The organism is Klebsiella sp. C239, assembly GCF_048822715.1.
In the GTDB taxonomy this organism is placed as follows: Bacteria; Pseudomonadota; Gammaproteobacteria; order Enterobacterales; family Enterobacteriaceae; genus Klebsiella; species Klebsiella quasipneumoniae.
Window position 1 is genome coordinate 193756 of the sequence record NZ_JBMEZK010000007.1, and the last position, 17796, is coordinate 211551.

General features: G+C 59.3%; 19 protein-coding genes. 8 read left to right on the top strand and 11 right to left on the bottom strand.

Annotation, left to right across the window (positions count from 1 at the left end; genetic code table 11):
* Positions 1-416: 416 nt before the first annotated feature.
* From ACOI6Z_RS19405 to ACOI6Z_RS19415, 3 genes are all read right to left on the bottom strand, one after another.
* Positions 417-1316, bottom strand: a complete 900-nt coding sequence (locus tag ACOI6Z_RS19405; protein WP_072013422.1) for a hypothetical protein — start codon at positions 1314-1316, stop codon at positions 417-419.
* Between the two features lie 203 nt (positions 1317-1519).
* Positions 1520-1876, bottom strand: a complete 357-nt coding sequence (locus tag ACOI6Z_RS19410; protein ID WP_072199053.1) for an ASCH domain-containing protein — start codon at positions 1874-1876, stop codon at positions 1520-1522.
* Positions 1877-2127: 251 nt separating this feature from the next.
* Positions 2128-3063: a LysR family transcriptional regulator gene (locus ACOI6Z_RS19415; protein WP_032456087.1), complete on the bottom strand. Its 936-nt coding sequence runs from the start codon at positions 3061-3063 to the stop codon at positions 2128-2130.
* A 99-nt stretch (positions 3064-3162) separates the two neighbouring features.
* Here ACOI6Z_RS19415 and ACOI6Z_RS19420 point away from each other — a divergent pair, with 99 nt between their 5' ends.
* Entirely contained in the window at positions 3163-3597 is a 435-nt protein-coding gene (locus ACOI6Z_RS19420; protein ID WP_023289765.1) for a DMT family transporter, read from the top strand.
* A gap of 9 nt (positions 3598-3606) precedes the next feature.
* Entirely contained in the window at positions 3607-4098 is a 492-nt protein-coding gene (locus tag ACOI6Z_RS19425; protein WP_048335768.1) for a DMT family transporter, read from the top strand.
* A 3-nt stretch (positions 4099-4101) separates the two neighbouring features.
* On the opposite strand, the gene fabF is transcribed toward ACOI6Z_RS19425, so the two are convergent.
* Genes fabF through ACOI6Z_RS19445 form a run of 4 tightly spaced genes read right to left on the bottom strand, consistent with a single transcriptional unit; the run spans position 4102 to position 8539 of the window.
* Positions 4102-5376 carry a beta-ketoacyl-ACP synthase II gene (gene fabF, locus ACOI6Z_RS19430; protein WP_049014062.1) on the bottom strand — a complete coding sequence of 425 codons (1275 nt, stop codon included), beginning with the start codon at positions 5374-5376 and terminating at the stop codon, positions 4102-4104.
* A 19-nt stretch (positions 5377-5395) separates the two neighbouring features.
* Entirely contained in the window at positions 5396-6958 is a 1563-nt protein-coding gene (locus tag ACOI6Z_RS19435) for a DHA2 family efflux MFS transporter permease subunit (RefSeq protein WP_064154587.1), read from the bottom strand.
* On the bottom strand, positions 6955-7998 hold the full coding sequence (locus tag ACOI6Z_RS19440) for an HlyD family secretion protein (protein WP_064154588.1): 1044 nt from the start codon (positions 7996-7998) through the stop codon (positions 6955-6957). The genes ACOI6Z_RS19435 and ACOI6Z_RS19440 overlap by 4 nt, the downstream gene beginning before the upstream one ends.
* On the bottom strand, positions 7982-8539 hold the full coding sequence (locus tag ACOI6Z_RS19445; RefSeq protein ID WP_064154589.1) for a winged helix-turn-helix transcriptional regulator: 558 nt from the start codon (positions 8537-8539) through the stop codon (positions 7982-7984). Before ACOI6Z_RS19445 ends, ACOI6Z_RS19440 begins: the two co-directional genes overlap by 17 nt.
* 323 nt (positions 8540-8862) lie before the next feature.
* Between ACOI6Z_RS19445 and asd the strand changes: the two genes are divergently transcribed.
* Positions 8863-9981, top strand: a complete 1119-nt coding sequence (gene asd / locus ACOI6Z_RS19450) for an aspartate-semialdehyde dehydrogenase (RefSeq protein ID WP_044523352.1) — start codon at positions 8863-8865, stop codon at positions 9979-9981.
* 172 nt (positions 9982-10153) lie between these two features.
* Here asd and hpxZ read toward each other — a convergent pair whose 3' ends face one another.
* The 4 genes from hpxZ to hpxW are packed head-to-tail and all read right to left on the bottom strand — an operon-like array spanning position 10154 to position 13713.
* On the bottom strand, positions 10154-10540 hold the full coding sequence (gene hpxZ, locus ACOI6Z_RS19455) for an oxalurate catabolism protein HpxZ (RefSeq protein WP_044523350.1): 387 nt from the start codon (positions 10538-10540) through the stop codon (positions 10154-10156).
* Positions 10537-11934 carry an AtzE family amidohydrolase gene (locus tag ACOI6Z_RS19460; protein ID WP_044523349.1) on the bottom strand — a complete coding sequence of 466 codons (1398 nt, stop codon included), beginning with the start codon at positions 11932-11934 and terminating at the stop codon, positions 10537-10539. Before ACOI6Z_RS19460 ends, hpxZ begins: the two co-directional genes overlap by 4 nt.
* On the bottom strand, positions 11931-12116 hold the full coding sequence (gene hpxX, locus ACOI6Z_RS19465) for an oxalurate catabolism protein HpxX (protein WP_023289758.1): 186 nt from the start codon (positions 12114-12116) through the stop codon (positions 11931-11933). The genes ACOI6Z_RS19460 and hpxX overlap by 4 nt, the downstream gene beginning before the upstream one ends.
* Before the next feature lie 10 nt (positions 12117-12126).
* Entirely contained in the window at positions 12127-13713 is a 1587-nt protein-coding gene (gene hpxW, locus ACOI6Z_RS19470; protein WP_065813203.1) for an oxamate amidohydrolase, read from the bottom strand.
* Positions 13714-13892: 179 nt separating this feature from the next.
* Between hpxW and hpxU the strand changes: the two genes are divergently transcribed.
* The 5 genes from hpxU to ACOI6Z_RS19495 all read left to right on the top strand — a co-directional run bounded on the left by hpxU (position 13893) and on the right by ACOI6Z_RS19495 (position 17781).
* Positions 13893-14732, top strand: coding sequence for a MurR/RpiR family transcriptional regulator HpxU (gene hpxU / locus ACOI6Z_RS19475; protein WP_023289756.1), 840 nt, complete (start codon positions 13893-13895; stop codon positions 14730-14732).
* 214 nt (positions 14733-14946) lie between these two features.
* On the top strand, positions 14947-15732 hold the full coding sequence (locus ACOI6Z_RS19480) for a transporter substrate-binding domain-containing protein (RefSeq protein ID WP_044523343.1): 786 nt from the start codon (positions 14947-14949) through the stop codon (positions 15730-15732).
* A gap of 9 nt (positions 15733-15741) precedes the next feature.
* Positions 15742-16407 carry an amino acid ABC transporter permease gene (locus tag ACOI6Z_RS19485; RefSeq protein ID WP_044523341.1) on the top strand — a complete coding sequence of 222 codons (666 nt, stop codon included), beginning with the start codon at positions 15742-15744 and terminating at the stop codon, positions 16405-16407.
* Positions 16407-17063, top strand: a complete 657-nt coding sequence (locus ACOI6Z_RS19490; protein ID WP_002905295.1) for an amino acid ABC transporter permease — start codon at positions 16407-16409, stop codon at positions 17061-17063. The genes ACOI6Z_RS19485 and ACOI6Z_RS19490 overlap by 1 nt, the downstream gene beginning before the upstream one ends.
* Positions 17044-17781 carry an amino acid ABC transporter ATP-binding protein gene (locus ACOI6Z_RS19495; protein WP_002905293.1) on the top strand — a complete coding sequence of 246 codons (738 nt, stop codon included), beginning with the start codon at positions 17044-17046 and terminating at the stop codon, positions 17779-17781. Before ACOI6Z_RS19490 ends, ACOI6Z_RS19495 begins: the two co-directional genes overlap by 20 nt.
* Positions 17782-17796 lie beyond the last annotated feature (15 nt).

The window sequence follows — 17796 nt, forward strand, 5'->3', positions numbered from 1 at the left end:
TACCAGACGCAGAAACCCTGCGAGGGTAGGCGTATCCCGCCTTTGCTGTTGAGAAAGGTAGTTTAATTTGCACCCGACACACTCTCATTGATTAAAGCACGGAGTGGAGATTACTGCGGTCCACAGTTCTGACAAACCGTGAAAGAGAAGGCCTGCGTGAAGAAAAAAGGTGTCGCGATACGTTATGAAATTACCTTATGACAGACCTTGCGGTGATTTACGGCACCGGGTGGATTCCGGACGCTGTGAGCCGACTCATTTCTACGAAGCCTGATTCTGCTGTACCTCAGGCCATATGATAGCCTGCACAACAATCACATACCGCCCATTAATGCGTCCAGGGGAGTACACCCGGGCCCTTGACGTCCCGTGTGTGCCAAAAGCGGAAGTAGGCTGAAGATAAATTAGCATTGCTGTTAGCCGTGGGTTCTGCAGATGGGTAGAAATTGATAACTTAGGATGCAAGTTCGTCCCGCTCTTTCTGCAGTTTTCATCGAGGGGATATTCTCCGGAATAATTGTGCCCATATACAAAGATAGTTCAGAATCGGAATGAGTTAATAATCGGTACAGCAGGCGTTGCGCTCGGGCTGACAATGATCGACCACGAAAAGCAGGAAGTATTACTTTGTCAGTAATACGATATCCTCTCAGAAAAGCGATGTTTCCTTTCTGGCATATTAGCAACCCGGCGCGAACGTCGTTTTCATAGATAATATATACTTCTCTCTCAGAAATATGGTCACACAACTCTTCGTCATCAACTGCTACCAAATTGTTTGCAGACAGTTCGCGAACTGTCTGCCATGTATGCTTATAGGCATCGCCCAGAGCCTGACAACACCAGTCAAAATCTTCGTATGTCGCCACTTGCAAAGTAAGAGATTTATCATTAAATTCAGGGGGTTCAGAAAAAGAGGTGGCGTATATATACTGGTCGGGAATACCCTGTGGGAAGGACTGGCCGGGTACAAGAATGCGGACATACTGAGCTCTGAGTTGTGACCATTCCTTACTAATGAGTTCTAATGCAGTATGATTTAGGTCAGAATCCATACCTACAATATCAATAAAAGGTTTGTTAATATTTCCGCCCTGATAACGGGGGCCAGTAAGAAATTGCTTTCCATCAATTTTGAGTTTTCGTTGTAAAAAATATTCCTGACATAATCCAGTTTCTCTCCAGGGAAATCGCGCCGAGAAACTTCTGTCTGTACACCTCGACTCCTGCTCTGACAACCATTGTTTTAGCCATGAACGTAGGGTAAATTCAGGCACAGGTAGCCTGGCATATTGAGATAGCATGTAAGATAGCATAAAAAATATTTCGCCCTTGGATGTAAAAATGTTCTTTATAAACAAATCAGAATAGCTCTCCTCTCATTTTATTACCAATTATAGCTGGCACGTCCGCTCCTTGCTCAATGCGAACCTTTAGTTCGATAGCTTGTCCGCTCCGCGCCAGAAGCGAACAGTGTTATCAGTGGCGATTGATAAAACGTCAGCCCGTTAACCTTGTCTCACAGCACCTCAACCACTTCAAACTCTTCTGCGATCAACTCCATATCCTCAGAAAAATGACCTTCACGAATGAAAAAACGCTGATGCTCTTTCTGCCAGTATTCAAGGCTTAAATCGCCTTCACCCTCTTTGCGGGCGAACGCTTCAGTCACATCACAAAAACGCACCAGCTGCATCGAAACCAGTCTGATCACGCAAACTGGAACATTCTGGCCATCAAGAATAATGTTATAATCCCCAATCCTCGGGGCAGACTCTTCCTGCTGATAAGAGGCAAAAGATCCGCAAGAAGCCGTTTTGATCCCTTTTTTAATCAGCTCCGCAAGCTCGCTTGCCAGTTCCGGACTGTCACCCATTTGCCAGGCCCCTGCGCCTGGATATTTCCTTTTTATTTTCTCAACTTCAACCATGAAAATTCCTTCGTTATCGTCAATGAAAAGAAAGTTATACCTTTTTTAACCTGAGCGGTCCCAACATTATCAGCGATATCTTTCTTTAGATAGTGTGGTCCGGTCTTCGCTCAAAACGGACCTCAAGGGCATTTAACTCGTTGGCTCTGTGCCAGAAACGGAAATTAACTTCAGGACGTGCAATAACATCGCCTGTCTTATTCAGACTGCCAGTAAAGCGGTGAACCAAACGCGTCAAGGTAGTAATCGATAATCGCCCGAACGTTCAGAGGAGGGTGGCGGGCATTCGGATAGATTGCTGCGATATGCTGTGGCTCCGTTTTTATGGACGTATCCAGCTCCGGCAGCAGTTCGACAAGCTCGCCGCGCTTCAGCCGGTCTCCAATCAGCCAGTCAGGAAACAGCACAATCCCCATCCCCCCGAGCGCGGCAATCAGCAGGGTTTCAGCATTATTCGATGACATCAGGGGCGAGACGGGGTAGTGCACCCATTCCTCTCCGTGCCTGCGCAGCAGCCATTGGTTTGGTCCTGACGAACCGCGATAGACCAGGCATTTATGCCGCGCCAGCTCTTCGGGTGATCCCAACATGCCGTGCCGGCGGATGTAATCCGGTGACGCGGCAAGATGATAGAACTGCTGGCCAAACACGCGCGCATGAAATGCGGAATCCGTCAGCACGCCAATGCGGAAAATTACGTCAGCCGGCTCGCGGTGCGGATCGATGTAATCATCAGTCAGGGTAAGCTCAATGCTGAGCTTCGGATATCGCGCCGTCAGACCGGGTAACGCGGGGGCGACATGGCGCTGTCCAAAGAATACCGGTGCGTTTATGCGCACCATTCCGGAAGGCTCAAGGGTTCTCTCGTTGAGTTCCCGCCGTGCCTCCTCCATGCTGCCAGTCATGGCTCGCGCATAGCGGATAAAAAGATGGCCGCTTTCCGTCGGAATTATCGCCCGGGTATTGCGGTAAAAAAGCTGCTGCCCGAGCACATCCTCCATCTGATGGATGACGCGCGAAACCTGAGAGGCAGATATCCCTTCCCGCCGAGCTACCACAGAGAAATTCTGCGTCTCATAAACGTCTATAAAAATCAGCAGGGCGCGAATACTGATGTTCCCGAGCTCATTCATTAATGCATATCCTGCACAAGTGTTTATCTCATTATGGCATTTTTCTCATCCATGTTAAGTCGTAATCTTCTCCGCCTGAACTACGGGAGACTGATTGCTATGCAACTCATATTGATTTTTATCGTCATTGCCGGAGGCATGGGACTGTCCATAGAGGCAGGATTGCTCGGGCCACTGGGTGGGGAGGTCGGTGACCTCTGGGCTACCTTTAGCATATTCGGCGTCGGTGCGGCGCTGACCTTTCTGCTGATGCTTTTTTTCAGCCCGCGCAACAGCCCGTCATTCTTTGCGCAACCAGCGTGGCAGCTGCTTGGCGGCGTGCTTGGGCCGATCTACGTCATCATCCTCACCGTGGTAACGCCGGCAATCGGCATCGCCATGACGATGATCGGCATTCTGGCAGGCCAGGTGTTCAAGAGCCTGATGATTGATCACTTCGGCCTGCTCGGTACGTCGCGCAGGAAAATTGACAGTAAACGTATCATTGCGCTGATTTTCATCATTGCAGCGCTGGTTATGGTTGCACAGGGGTAAAGTAACATTATGACTATTATCATGATTCTGCTCGCCGTCGCCGGTGGCGCCATGCTGAGTATCCAGGCGGCTATCAATGGCCAGCTGGGCAGCAAGGTCGGCGTATTCAAAAGCGCGTTCCTGACATTTTCTGTCGGCGCGCTGGTGACGGGATTGCTGATCTTCTTCTTCGAACCCAAACACACCCTGACGCTGATGGATGTGCCTAAATGGCAACTGCTGGGCGCAATGTTTGGCGTGCCGTATATCGTCATTATGGTGCTGGCCGTCCAGCGTATTGGCGCTGCAGTGGCTACGGTCGCCGTCATTTTTGGCCAGTTAACCATGAGCATGCTGATCGATAACTTCGGCTGGCTGGGCAATGCGGCGATTCCATTCTCGATGAGCCGAATCGGCGCCATTGTCTGCCTGGGTATCGCGCTGTTCTTCATTTACTCCAGCAGCAGGGCAAAAGCTGCCACGGCGAAAATCCCTCGCCAGCCATCGCCGGGGGGGAGCTGACGATTATTCCCAGCGTTTCAGCAACAGGCTGGCGTTAACCCCGCCAAAGCCAAAACCGTTCGACAGCGCATAGCGCATCTTCTGCGGGCGGGCCTCCAGCGCCACCAGGTTAAGACCTGCCGCCTCTTCATCGGGGTGATGCAGGTTCAGCGTCGGTGGCACTACCTGGTCACGCAGCGCCTGAATGGTGAAGATGGCCTCAATCCCGCCTGCCGCGCCTAACAGATGGCCGGTGGCGGATTTCGTCGAGGTAATGGCGACGGGATGGGCGCCAAACAGCGTTTTAATCGCCGCCAGCTCGCCTTTATCACCGACCTGGGTCGAGGTGGCGTGGGCGTTAATATGGTCAACCTCTTCAGCGGTCACTCCGGCCTGGCGAAGGGCGGTTTCCATGGCCCGACGCGCGCCGTTACCGTCTTCCGGGCCCGCGGTCAGGTGATAAGCATCTGCGCTGGTACCGTAGCCCACCAGCTCGGCCAGCGGCGTGGCGCCGCGCGCCAGCGCGTGCTCCAGCGACTCAATCACGATAAGCCCGGCGCCTTCTCCCATCACAAATCCATCGCGGTCGCGGTCAAAGGGGCGGGAAGCGGCTTCCGGCTGGTCGCTGGAGGCGCTGGAGAGCGCCCTTGCCGCGGCGAACCCGGCAAGGCTAACGCGATGTATTGCCGCTTCCGCGCCGCCGCAGAGAGCGATATCCGCCTCGCCGCTGCGGATCATCCGCGCCGCATCGCCAATGGCCTGGGCGCCCGCCGCGCAGGCGGTGACCGGCGCGCCGATGGGGCCCCGGAAACCGTGGGCGATAGACACATGCCCGGCGGCCAGGTTGGCCAGAAAAGAGGGAATGGTGAACGGGGAGAGGCGACGCGGCCCGCGCTCATCGGTGGTATGTACCGCATTGGCGATCTCGCTGAACCCGCCGATCCCGGTGGCGATCACCGTGGCGGTGCGTTCCTGTTCGGCCGCAGATGCCGGCGACCAACCGGCCTGAGTCAGCGCTTCACGCGCGGCGACCAGCGCAAACTCGATAAAACGATCCATCTTTTTGCGCTCTTTCGCCGGGATGGTCGCCAGCGGGTCGAAGCCGTGCAGCGGATCGCTGTCAATGGACGGCACCTGGCCGGCCACTTTGCAGGGAATATCCGCGACCAGTTGCTCGCTGAGTCGGGTGATCCCTGATTTACCTGCCAGCAGCGACTGCCAGACGTGCTGTACGCCGCAGCCCAGCGGGCTGACAATCCCCATCCCGGTGACGACAATGCGTTTAACGGAAACGCCCATAGTTAACTCTCCTGTAGTATCAGTGTGCCGGCGGCTTTTTCATCAAGGGAACCAGCAGCGCGGCAAGTAAAAAACCCATCATGATGAGGTAGAAAGCATCGGAAAATGCCTGGGTCCGCGCCTCCCGCAGCGCCAGCGCGGAAAGATTTTTCAGCGCCGCCGTCTGCGCGGCATCCGGCGAGATCCCCTGGACGGTGAAGTTTGCCGCGCTGCGCTGAACAAAATCGCTCATTGCCAGGTTGGCGTTATTCAGATGGTCTGCCAGGCGGCTGTAGTGCAGATTGGTTCTGTCGTTAAGCACCGTGCCGCACAGGGCGATACCGATGGCGCCCCCGAGGTTGCGCATCAGATTAAACAGCCCGGAGGCCAGCTTCAGGCGCGCGGGCGGCAGGCTGCCCAGCGTCAGGGTCACCGTTGGCGCGACGGCAAACTGCTGCGCCAGTCCACGAAAGGCCTGCGGGAGCAGCAGCTGATCCGCCCCCCAGTCGTGGGTGATCGGAACAAAGCTGTACATCGACACCGCAAAGCCGATCAGCCCGGCCATCAACAGCCAGCGCAGATCGACGCGGTTGGCGAGCCACGAATAAAACGGAATGGACATGACCTGGAACAGACCGGTGGAAAATACCGTCAGGCCGATCTCCAGCGCACTGAAACCGCGCACGCTACCCAGATACAGCGGGGTTAAATAGATGGTGGCGAAGATGCCGACGCCGGCCATAAACGAGAAATAGCAGCCGAGGCTGAAGGATCGATCCTGCAGGGCGCGGAGATCCATCACCGGCTGCGGATGGCGCAGGGTGCGGATAACAAAGGCCACGCCGCAGAGCAGGGCGACCCAGGCGGTGGTAGTCAGGGTCGCGTCATCAAACCAGCCCCAGCGCGGACCTTCTTCGAGGGTATATTCCAGGCAGCCGAGTGACAAGGCCAGCAGCAGAATACTGAGATAGTCGGCGCCGCGCAGCAGAGTGGGGTCGGCGCTGTCTACTTTCACCAGCAGCGGCACTGCCACCGCGATGTAAATCCCCGGAACAACGTTGATAAAGAACAGCCAGTGCCAGTTGTAGTTTTCGGTGATCCAGCCGCCCACCGTTGGACCCAGCGTCGGGGCGAGTGAGGCCAGGCCGCCGATCGTCGCCGCGGCAATAACCCGCTGTTTGCCCTGGAAAAAGGCGAAAGCGGTGGTGAACACCAGGGGGATCATCGACCCGCCTGCCAGTCCCTGCAGGGCGCGGAAGGCGATCATACTCTGGATGTTCCACGCCCAGCCGCACAGCAGGCTCATCAGCGTGAATCCCGCCGCGGAAGCGGCAAACAGCCATCGGGTCGACATGACCCGGGCCAGCCAGCCGGAAAGCGGGATAATAATGATCTCGGCGATCAGGTAGCTGGTTTGTACCCAGACGGTTTCATCGTCGCCCGCCGACAGGCCGCCGCCAATATCCCGCAGCGAGGCGGAGACGATCTGGATGTCGATAAGGGCAATAAACATCCCCACGCACATGCTGGCGAAGGCGAAGATCTTCTTCGCCGTCGGCATCGACAGACCCTGCGGGGCGGACAGCGCCTGAACGGTGCTCATTGAGGGTTCTTTTCGTTCACGGTGACGATCACCGACAGTCCCGGGCGCAGGACGTCAAGCTTTGCCCCGTCACCTTCCAGCGCAATGCGGACCGGCACCCGCTGCACGATTTTAGTGAAATTCCCGGTCGCGTTCTCCGCCGGCAGAATGCTGAAGCGTGAACCGGTCGCCGGCGCCAGGCTGGCGACCTGCCCCTTAAAGGTATGGTTCGGCAGCACATCGGCGACGATGGTCACCGGCTGGCCGGCACGCATATGCGCCAGCTGGTTTTCCTTGAAGTTGGCGTCAATCCACAGGCCGTGCGCGGGCACCAGGGAGAGCAGCTGCGTGCCGCTGCTGACGAAGGAGCCGGACCACGCGCGGCGGTTGCCAATCACCCCATCGAACGGCGCGCGAATGTCGGTATAGCTGAGGTTCAGCCTGGCCATCTCGAGGTTAGCCTGGGCCTGCGCCAGGGCAGCCAGGGTTTGCTGCTGGCGAGCATCCAGCACCGCCAGCTGAAGTTCGGCCACGGTTTTATCCGCTTTGGCTTTCTCCTGCTCGGCATACGCCCGGCGATAATCGGCGGAGGCGTTATCGCGGATCTGTGCGGAAATCGCGCTCGACGCGGCCAGGGCGTTATAGCGTCGGTTATCGTTAGCCAGTTTTTCGGTTGCCGCCGTGGCGGCCAGTAACGAGGCCGTAGAGCCGGCAATGGTCGCCTGCTGTAGCTGGCGGGTAGCCTGGATATCGGCCAGCGCGGCCTGCTGCGCCGCCACTTCTCCGGCGGCTTTCGCGAGGGCGGCGCGATAATCGCGGTCGTCAATGCGGATCAACAGGTCACCTTTTTTCACCGCCATATTGTCCTGCACCGCCAGCTGCTGGATATAGCCGGAGACTTTGCTGGATATGGCGCTAATGTCGCCGCCGACATAGGCATCATCGGTGGTCTGCATAAAGCGCCCGGTATGCCACCAGTAAGCGCCGTAGCTCGCTGCCGCCAAGGCGGCAGCGCCCAGTGCCGCCAGGACAAGAGTATTTTTCTTACTGGTCGGATTCATTGCTGGCATCTCTGTAGGGTTCAGGCTGGAATTTTTGCCCGCTATCGCCTTCGCGTTTGCGCAGCAGATATTCATGACGATATTGCATCAGCGGCGAGGCGGCGGGGCCCGGCACCATGGCGTATTTACCCGGAATAATCTCTTCCCCGGTCGCTTTATCCACCATGACTGGCTCCACGCGGCGCTGGGTGGCGGTTTCCACCAGCTGCATCTGACGGCCTTCGGGAGCGAAGTGGCGATTACCCCATTCCGCCAGCGCCAGCAGCACCATGCGGAAATCGCGGCCGCGCGGGGTGAGGTGGTATTCGTAGCGCGGCGGCGTGCTGCTATAGCAGACCTTCTCCAGCAGCCCGTCGTCGACCAGCGCCTTCAGGCGGCGCGACAGAATATTGGGCGCGACGTTGCTGCTTTTCTGAAATTCGTCGAAGCGGGTAAAGCCCGCAAAGGCGTCGCGCAGGATCATGATGCTCCAGCTGTCGCCGATGCGGCCCAGGCTACGGGCGATGGGGCAGGGAGCGTGGCAAAGCGGTTCATTTTTCATGGGCGGTCCAGGGAGCAGGTGGCTGTTGCCAGCAAATTGACATAGTCACTATCAAAATGCAAGTTACTCTTGATAACCGTCAGGGGAGCAGCCGCTCGCGTTCCGCTACGTCATTTCTTCCTTTGACTGCTGAAAGCGGGACAGTCTCCGCCGCCTGCTTATTTCTGCTTTACCGTAATAAGAGATAAAAACCGCTGATGGCAGATGAAACATTTTAATAATCATAGAAATCGATGTGGTGGGTAATGACCTTTATTGGGGGATACGATATAAGGTCTGGCGAACACAAATTAATATTCTCATAACTTTTTAAGGTTAAATAAATGAAGCAGGTGGGTATCGTTGGCTGGCGGGGCATGGTTGGCTCAGTATTGTTGCAGCGAATGATCGAAGAGAATGATTTCGACGATATTTCAGCGCATTTTTTTAGTACCTCCAGTGCGGGTGCCGCGGGCCCGGTTATTAATGGTAAAAGCGACAGACTGAAAGATGCGAATTCCCTGAGCGCCCTCGCCGAAATGGATATTATTATTACCTGTCAGGGCGGGGATTATACCAAAGCCATCTATCCGGCGTTAATTCACTCGGGCTGGCAAGGGTACTGGATCGACGCCGCTTCGGCGCTGCGAATGGATGAGAACGCCTGCATTATTCTCGACCCGGTCAATCGCGATAATATCGATCGTGCGGTGAAAGCGGGAGTGAAACTGTTTGTCGGCGGCAACTGCTCCATTACGCTGAGCCTGATGGGGCTGGCCGGGCTGATCAAGGCTGATCTGATCGAATGGATGAGCGTCATGACCTATCAGTCTGCCTCCGGGGCGGGCGCTAAGCAGGTGCGGGAATTGATCGCGCAAAGCGCGTATATCAGCCAGCATTTGTCCGCTGATGAACTGGCGGCATCAGGTTCCGTGCTGCCTTTAGTCAATAAAGTGAGTGAGCTGATTAATAGCGCCGGCATGCCGGTGGAGAATTTTGGCGTCCCGCTGATGGGCAGCATTATTCCATGGATCGACAGCGATTTAGGCGATGGAAATAGCCGCGAAGAATGGAAGGGGGAGGCGGAAACCAATAAAATACTTGGCCTTGCGCCCGGCACCATCCCGGTTAATGGTTTATGTATTCGGGTCGGCGTGATCCGCTGCCACAGCGCTGCCATTACCCTTAAACTTAAACGTGAGGTCAGCGAAACGGAATTCGCAGAGTTAGTGACCCATTCCCATCCGTGGGTAAACTATATCCCCAATAATAAGCCAGAGAGTGTCAGTAAACTGACCCCGGCTGCTATTAGCGGTTCGCTGCAGGTGGGTATTGGCCGCTACAAGAAAATGTCGCTAAATAATGAGCCGATCTACTCGGTATTGACGGTGGGCGATCAGCTGTTATGGGGCGCGGCGGAACCCTTGCGCCGTATGTTAAATATCCTGCTTGGCAAAGTGTAATGACTGGTGCTGCCTGATAGCCCTGCGGCAGAAATGACCCTTTCAGCGCAAGACTATCTGCTGATTCAGCAGCCCTCAATCATCCTGACCATCGTCAATAACTCCATTTTTACCGGTTCGGGAATGGCCAGTGGAGACGGTATCCACCTGGCCATAATCGGTATTGTTCCCCTCAGTCCATCAGACTGACCTGGGCGGCGACAATCCGCCAGCCATAGGGAAAGCGCACCCACGTCTGCTGCTGGCGTCCAGGGCGGGCGCTGCCTTCGCGGGTGAACTCGGTGCTGCACACCGCCATGTCCGCGCCAAAGGTGGTGATGATGGTATGGCGCAGATCGCGGGCCAGACCGGCGGCGGGGCGGGCGGCGCGAAAGGCGCGGATCGCCTCGATGCCATACAGATTTTCGCCGGCCCCCAGCCGTACGGTGCGCGGGTCGTGCCAGAACAGCGCATCCAGCGCCTCGATGTTATTGCTGACCAGCGCCTCTTCATACTGATAAAACGCCGCCGTCACCTCGGCGAGGATCGCCGGGCGGTCTACATTATCCAGATTGATCATGCTGCACTCTCCGCCACTCGGGCATCGGTAATGCCCATCGCTTCCAGCGCCCGCGCGGCGCGAAGACAGGCTTGTTCGTTAAACGGCGCGGCAATCAGCTGCAGGCCAATCGGCTTGCCGCTGGCGGTACGCAGGGGCACGGTCGCCACCGGCAGCCCGAGGAAGGAGATCGGCTGCGTCAGCATTCCCATGCTGGCGCGCACCGGCAGCGGCTGGCCGTTAATCACCATCTCCTCGGCGCCAATCGGCGTGGCGCTGCATGGGGTGGCCGGGGCGATCAGCACATCGGCCTGACTGAACAGGGATTTCATCGCCTGACGGGCATGGCGGCGGAAGCGCTGGGCCTGCAGATACCATGCGGAGGGGATCATCGCCCCGGCCAGCAGCCGCTCGCGGGAGTGAGGCTCAAAGCGCTCGGGCGAGTGGCGAAGATCCGGCAGATACTGATTGCCGCCTTCGCTGGCGCTGATGATAAAGGCCGCCGAGCGGGCCAGGGCGGCATCCGCGAACTGCAGCTCGCTGTCGGCGCCCAGCGCGTGGGCGACCCGATCCACGGCCGCCCGGGCGTCGTCATCGCACCAGGTGGTGAAATAGCCCCCCAGCCGCGCGCAACGCAGACCCTCCAGCCCGCGCTCCAGCAGGTTGCCGGTGCGCTCGCTGGCTTTATCGGCCTGAAAGTCATCGGCCGGGTCGCGCCCCTGCAGGGCGTCATACACCGCGGCAAGGTCGGCCACCCGGCGGGCAAAGGGACCAATATGATCCAGACTGGCGACAAACGGATGGCTGCCGGAGCGGGAAAGGCGGCCGAAAGTGGGTTTCAGGCCAAAGATCCCGCACAGCGACGCGGGGACGCGGATCGAGCCGTTGGTATCGCTGCCGAGGCTGAAATGGACCAGCCCGGCCGCCACCGCCGCGGCCGAACCGCCGGAAGATCCGCCGGCGATCCGCGACAGATCGTGCGGGTTATGCGTCGCGCCATAGTGGCTGTTTTCGGTGGTGAAGCCGTAGGCGTAGGCGTCCATATTGAGCATCCCGCTGAGCAGGGCGCCGGCGCTATGCAGCTGGCGCACCGCCCAGCTGTCGCTGGCTGCCGGCGGCCGGTCGCTCAGCAGTTCCGCGCCGGCGAGGGTGGTGTGCCCGGCGACATCAAACAGATTTTTCACCGCGTAGGGAATGCCCGCCAGAGGCGGCAGGGGGCGCTTTTCCCGGCGCAGGGCGTCGATGCTGTCGGCCTCCGCCAGCATGCGCTGGGCGGTGACCTCGGTCCAGGCGTTGATCTGCGGATTCACGCGGGCGATATCGTCCAGCGTCTGGCGGGCGATCTCCCGGGCGCTCAGTTCGCCCTCGTGCAGCGCACGCTGGATCTCGGCGATGGTGAAATGGTGAAGTGTCATGCTTTATACACCCCCGCAATGTCGTCGCGCGGCCCGAGGGGATAGTCCATCAGCGGCTGCGCCATGGCGGCGATGCGGGCAAACTGGCGCTCCAGCTCCTCACGGCGCGGCGCATCCAGCTCCAGGCGCAACAGGTGGGTCATCTGCGTCAGATACTCGCTCCAGTCTGGCTGTGTGGTCATGGTCTGCTCCTTAGTATCCGGCGGCGGCGCCGTTGCTGCGTGGATCGGTAGCCCCTTCAAGCAGGCCGTTGGGATGGCGGACAATGGCCCCGGCGTGGCCCATCGCCTCGCTGAAATCGGCCAGCACTTCCACCTCGTGCCCCAGCTCGCGCAGGCGAGCGATGCAGGCGGGGGCAAAGCGTCCCTCCAGCTTCAGTGAATCCGAGGACTGGCCCCAGGTGCGGCCCAGCAGCCAGCGCGGCCGGGAGATGCTCTCCTGCAGCGGCGCCCCCTGCAGGATATAGCGGGTAAACAGCGCCGCCTGGGTCTGCGGCTGACCGTCGCCGCCCATCGAGCCATAGACCATCACCCGGCCATCGTTCAGGCGCGCCGCGGCGGGGTTGAGGGTATGGAACGGCTGTTTGCCTGGCGCCAGCGCCAGAAGATGCTGCGGATCGAGGCTGAAGGCCGCCCCGCGGTTTTGCCAGACGATCCCGGTGTCCGGGATCACCACGCCGCTGCCAAACTCGTGATAGATACTCTGAATGAATGACACCGCCAGGCCGCTGTTATCCACGACGCCCATCCAGACGGTATCGCCCGGGCCTTTGCCGCCGCCCCAGGGCGAAGCGCTGGCGTCGTCGATGCTGTCGGCCAGCGGCTGCAGCGCCTCCGGAGTCAGCAGTTGCTGAACGTCGACATCCAGATGGCGCGGATCGGTGATATGCGCATCGCGCAGGGCAAACGCCCGCTTGGTGGCTTCGACGATGCGATGCACCGTTTGCGCCTCGTCGGCGTCGGCCATGTTCAGACGGTCAGTGATGCCAAGGATCGCCAGCGACACCAGCCCCTGCGTCGGCGGGGCAAGATTCCACAGCGTTCCCTGCTGGTGCTGGAGCGTCAGCGGCGCCGGACGCCGGGCGCGGTGGGCCTGCAGGTCGCCGAGGGTGACAGGCATCCCCAGCGCGGCCATACCCTGCGCCAGACGCTCGGCCAGCGGCCCGCGATAAAAGCTGTCGAGACCGTCGCTGGCCAGCATGCGCAGGGTACCGGCGAGGGCGGGCTGGCGAAAGCGGCTGCCAGCCCGGGGGGGCTCGCCCGCCGCCAGCCAGGTTTCGCTGAAGCCCGGCTGATGGCGCAGCTCTTCCAGTTTGCTGGCGGTGGCGTGGGCCTGGGAGGCGGTGACCGGAATGCCGTCTTCGGCATAACCGATAGCATCGGCCAGCAGGCGCACCACCGGCAGCGCGCGGCCGGTTAAGTCCCGTGAAATTCGCAGCGCCTCGTCCCAGCCGCTGACGGTGCCGGCGACGGTCAGCGCAGCCTGCGGCCCCCGGTGGGGGATATGCCGCTGACCGGCATAGGCCTCGAGGGTGGCCAGCGAGCCGGCCGCCCCGCTGGCGTCAATGGCGATGGGATCCCCCCCGGGAGGCACGATCAACCAGAAACCATCCCCGCCCAGGCCGTTCATGTGCGGATAGACGACGGCGATGGCCGCGGCGGCAGCCACCATCGCTTCAATGGCGCTGCCGCCCTCGCGCAGGATGGCCAGCGCGCTCTGGCTGGCGAGGTGGTGAGGAGCGACCGCCATGCCGTGGGTCGAAACGTTGCTACTGTGCATAAATTATCCTTTCTGAACGAATCACCCGCAGAACACTGCAAAAGCTGTTCCATCTCTGAACGTTTCGTTTCATTGATAAAAACAATGACCGGAATTTTCCCGCTGGCACGCTATGTGTAAGGCATAGCAGATACAGTATGATGAGGGATGGATGATGAAACGAAAGTTACAGGGGCGCTATGCAACAACTCGATGAACGACTGAAAGGGCAATATGCCTCGCTGTCGCCGCAGGAGCAGCGGGTGGCGGATTTCATCTTTGACCACTTTGATGACCTGATAAGCTACAACAGCGCCGAGCTGGCGCAGCTGAGCGGCGTGTCGAAAGCCACCGTCAGCCGGCTGTTCAAGCGCCTGGGCTATGACAAATATAAGGACATGCGCGATGAACTGCGCACCCTGCGCCAGAGCGGAATGCCGCTGACCGACCAGCGCGACGCGGTGCAGGGTAACACGCTGCTGGCGCGTCATTATAAGCAGGAGATGGCAAACCTCACCCAATGGGTCAATGCCCTTGACGCTCACCAGTTCGCCGAGGCGCTGACGGCGATGGTGGCCGCGCGCCGCATTGTGGTGATTGGCATGCGCAATGCCTATCCGGCGGCGCTACACCTGCGCCAGCAGCTGCTGCAGGCTCGCGGTCAGGTGCTGGTGCTGCCCCAGCCGGGGCAGAGCCTCAGCGAAGAGCTGGTCGACCTGACCGCCGATGACCTGGTGGTGATGATGGCGTTTCGCCGGCGGCCGCGGATCGTACGCCCGCTGCTGCAGCAGCTGCAGCGCGACGGGGTGCCGGTTCTGTTAATGTGCGAGCCGCAGGCCCACAGCCTGTTCCCGCTCTCTCGCTGGCAGCTCTGCGCGCCGCTGGACAGCGTCTCGGCTTACGACAGCTATGCCTCGGTCAACAGTCTGATCAATCTGCTGGCCAATGCCTTTCTGCATGAAACGCTCGACAGCGGTCGTCCGCGGATCCACGATATCGCTACGCTTTATCAGCAGCTGGACGAGCTGGAACAACGCTGATGGGGCGCCAGCGTGGTGCTGTGCATCAATATGGTGCATTTGGTTCCGCGTTCTGGCGCCGTCGATTTTTACTCTTCTGCTCCTTACTCCCTGTCCGTTCTCACTTTTTGCCTTTATTCCTCGCCAACCCGCGTATCGATCGTATCTGGCACATTAGTTGCAAAAACAGATTCAAAGAATCTTTTGTTTCATGCTAACGTAACGGGTAAACATCATGAAGAAACTGTTGATCGCACTGGCCGGGGCCGCTTGTCTCCTTTCGTCTGTTTCCGCCGCTCAGGCTGACCAGCTCCAGGATATTGAAAAACGCGGCGTCATCCGCATTGCCGTACCTCAGGATTTTCCGCCATTCGGCTCGGTGGGGACCGACCTGCAGCCGCAGGGGTATGACATCGACATGGCGCGCTATCTGGCGAAGTCGATGAAGGTCAAGCTGCAGCTGGTCCCGGTAACCAGCGCCAACCGCGTGCCGTATCTGCAGACGGATAAGGTGGACCTGGTGATCTCCAGCCTCGGCAAAAACGCTGAGCGTGAGAAAGTGATCGACTTCAGCCGCGCCTACGCGCCGTTCTTCCTCGGGGTGTTTGGCCCGAAAGGGGCGGAGCTGAAGGACGCGGCCGCGCTGAGCGGTAAAAGCGTCGGCGTGACCCGCGGGGCGGTGGAAGACATGGTGCTGACCAGCGTGGCGCCGCAGGCGGCGCAGATTAAGCGCTACGAGGACAATAACACCACTCTGTCGGCCTATCTGTCAGGCCAGGTGCAGTATGTCGCCACCGGGAACCTGGTGGTGGCGGCCATCGCCCGGCAGAACGCCGACAAAGCGCCGGTGCCGAGCTTTATGCTGAAGGATTCGCCGTGCTTTATCGGGCTGAAAAAGAACGAACCAGCGCTGAAGGCGAAAGTGGATACCCTCATTGAGCAGGGCATTAAGGACGGCACCCTCAACGGTCTGTCTGAGAAGTGGCTGAAAGCGCCGCTGCCTGCCAGCCTCGGCGCGTAAGGTCTGTGGATGACGGAGCAACTTCATTTTTCTGAGCTCTGGCCGCACTGGCCGGAGCTGCTGGCCGGCCTGTGGGTGACGGTGCAGCTGACGGTGCTGGCGACGATCGGCGGACTGGCGATCGGCATCCTCGGGGCGGCGATCCGCAGCGGCCGCCCGGGCGCCCTCAGCCGGGTCTGGGGCGGATATGTGGAAATCATTCGTAACACGCCGTTCGTGGTGCAGCTCTTTTTTATCGTCTTTGGTTTACCGAACCTGGGACTGAAGATGACCGCCGGCGAAGCGGCGCTGCTGGCGATGGTGGTTAACCTTGGGGCCTACAGCACCGAGATCGTGCGCGCCGGCATTCAGGTGACGCCGAAAGGCCAGTGGGAGGCCGGACGCGTGCTCGGACTCAGCCGGACGCAAACCTTCGTTCGCGTCGTGCTGCCCCCGGCGCTGCAGCGGATTTATCCGGCGCTGGTCAGCCAGTGCATCATCGTGATGCTCGGCTCGTCGGTGGTGTCGCAGGTCTCCTATGAGGAGCTGACCTTCGCCGCCAACCTGATCCAGTCGCGAACATTTTTGAGCTTTGAGGTCTATCTGGTGACCACCGGGATCTACTTAGCGTTATCGATAGCGATGCGTCAGCTGCTGATGGCGGCGGGGCGTAAATGGCTGGGAGTGCAGGCATGATGACCACCTTTACCGACTGGGACATTATCCGCAACCTGCTGCTGGCCGGTCGCTGGACGGTGCTGCTGTCTCTGGTCGCGTTTACCGGCGGGGCGCTGGTGACCTTACCGTTGCTGCTGCTGCGCCTGACCGGCGGACGGCAGGTAAAACGACTGATCCGCGGCTACGTCGAACTGTTTCAGGGGACGCCGCTGCTGATGCAGCTGTTTCTGGCATTTTTCGGCGTGGCGCTGTTCGGCATCGACGTCTCGGCATGGACCGCGGCGTCGGTGGCCCTGACGCTCTACACCAGCGCCTTTCTGCTGGATATCTGGTTCGGCAGCATTCGCGCGCTGCCGAAAGGCCAGTGGGAAGCCTCGCGCTGTCTCGGGCTGAGCTTCGGCCAGACCCTGTACCGGGTGGTGGCGCCGCAGGCGCTGCGGATCGCCATCGCGCCGACGGTGGGGTTCGCCGTACAGGTGATCAAAGGCACGGCGCTGGCCTCGATTATTGGCTTTGTGGAGCTGACCAAGGCGGGAACCATGCTGACCAACGTCACTTACCAGCCGTTTAAAGTGTTTGCCCTGGTGGCGCTGGGCTATTTCATTCTGTGCTATCCGCTGTCCCGCTACAGCCGTTATCTGGAGAACAAATTCAATGCCTCTCATCACCATTAATCAGATGCAGAAGTACTACGGCGACAACCATGTGCTGAAGGGCGTCGATCTGGATATCGACATGGGGGAAGTGATCTCGATCATCGGCCGCAGCGGCTCGGGCAAAAGCACTCTGCTGCGCTGCATCAATGGCCTGGAGGGGTACCAGGAGGGGAGCATCAAGCTCGGGGGCATGACCATCACCGACCGCGATTCCCAGGCCCGGGAGATCAGCCGCTCCATCGGCATGGTATTCCAGAACTTCAATCTCTTTCCGCACATGACGGCGCTGGAGAACGTCATGCTGGCTCCGCGGCGGGTGCTGAAGAAGTCCCAGGCCGAATGCCGCGAGCTGGCGCAGCGGATGCTGGAGAAGGTCGGGCTCGGCGACCGTCTGGATTACTACCCGGCCAACCTCTCCGGCGGCCAGCAGCAGCGCGTGGCCATCGCCCGGGCGCTGGCCATGTCGCCAAAGGTTTTACTTTGTGACGAAATCACCTCGGCGCTCGACCCGGAACTGGTGGGCGAAGTACTGAAGGTGCTGGAGCAGCTGGCGGCGGAAGGCATGACGCTGATCCTCGTCACCCATGAAATGAATTTTGCCCGCGAAGTGGGCGACCGCGTGGTGTTTATGCATCAGGGGCGCGTCTGGGAGCAGGGTGACAGCAAAACGCTGTTCGCCAGTCCGCAGACAACCGAACTGAAACAGTTTATCTCCTCGGTGCGCGGTCTTAACTAACGTAAGGAATGGCAG

Bases quoted from the DNA above. Each gene is read 5' to 3' on its own strand.
- hpxW (WP_065813203.1), bottom strand. From the start codon at position 13,713: ATGCACAGTAGCAACGTTTCGACCCACGGCATGGCGGTCGCTCCTCAC.
- ACOI6Z_RS19435 (WP_064154587.1), bottom strand. From the start codon at position 6,958: ATGAGCACCGTTCAGGCGCTGTCCGCCCCGCAGGGTCTGTCGATGCCG.
- ACOI6Z_RS19425 (WP_048335768.1), top strand. From the start codon at position 3,607: ATGACTATTATCATGATTCTGCTCGCCGTCGCCGGTGGCGCCATGCTG.
- ACOI6Z_RS19445 (WP_064154589.1), bottom strand. From the start codon at position 8,539: ATGAAAAATGAACCGCTTTGCCACGCTCCCTGCCCCATCGCCCGTAGC.
- ACOI6Z_RS19440 (WP_064154588.1), bottom strand. From the start codon at position 7,998: ATGAATCCGACCAGTAAGAAAAATACTCTTGTCCTGGCGGCACTGGGC.
- asd (WP_044523352.1), top strand. From the start codon at position 8,863: ATGAAGCAGGTGGGTATCGTTGGCTGGCGGGGCATGGTTGGCTCAGTA.
- hpxZ (WP_044523350.1), bottom strand. From the start codon at position 10,540: ATGATCAATCTGGATAATGTAGACCGCCCGGCGATCCTCGCCGAGGTG.
- hpxU (WP_023289756.1), top strand. From the start codon at position 13,893: ATGCAACAACTCGATGAACGACTGAAAGGGCAATATGCCTCGCTGTCG.
- hpxX (WP_023289758.1), bottom strand. From the start codon at position 12,116: ATGACCACACAGCCAGACTGGAGCGAGTATCTGACGCAGATGACCCAC.
- ACOI6Z_RS19405 (WP_072013422.1), bottom strand. From the start codon at position 1,316: ATGCTATCTTACATGCTATCTCAATATGCCAGGCTACCTGTGCCTGAA.
- ACOI6Z_RS19480 (WP_044523343.1), top strand. From the start codon at position 14,947: ATGAAGAAACTGTTGATCGCACTGGCCGGGGCCGCTTGTCTCCTTTCG.
- ACOI6Z_RS19495 (WP_002905293.1), top strand. From the start codon at position 17,044: ATGCCTCTCATCACCATTAATCAGATGCAGAAGTACTACGGCGACAAC.
- ACOI6Z_RS19410 (WP_072199053.1), bottom strand. From the start codon at position 1,876: ATGGGTGACAGTCCGGAACTGGCAAGCGAGCTTGCGGAGCTGATTAAA.
- ACOI6Z_RS19485 (WP_044523341.1), top strand. From the start codon at position 15,742: ATGACGGAGCAACTTCATTTTTCTGAGCTCTGGCCGCACTGGCCGGAG.
- ACOI6Z_RS19420 (WP_023289765.1), top strand. From the start codon at position 3,163: ATGCAACTCATATTGATTTTTATCGTCATTGCCGGAGGCATGGGACTG.
- fabF (WP_049014062.1), bottom strand. From the start codon at position 5,376: ATGGGCGTTTCCGTTAAACGCATTGTCGTCACCGGGATGGGGATTGTC.
- ACOI6Z_RS19460 (WP_044523349.1), bottom strand. From the start codon at position 11,934: ATGACACTTCACCATTTCACCATCGCCGAGATCCAGCGTGCGCTGCAC.
- ACOI6Z_RS19490 (WP_002905295.1), top strand. From the start codon at position 16,407: ATGACCACCTTTACCGACTGGGACATTATCCGCAACCTGCTGCTGGCC.
- ACOI6Z_RS19415 (WP_032456087.1), bottom strand. From the start codon at position 3,063: ATGAATGAGCTCGGGAACATCAGTATTCGCGCCCTGCTGATTTTTATA.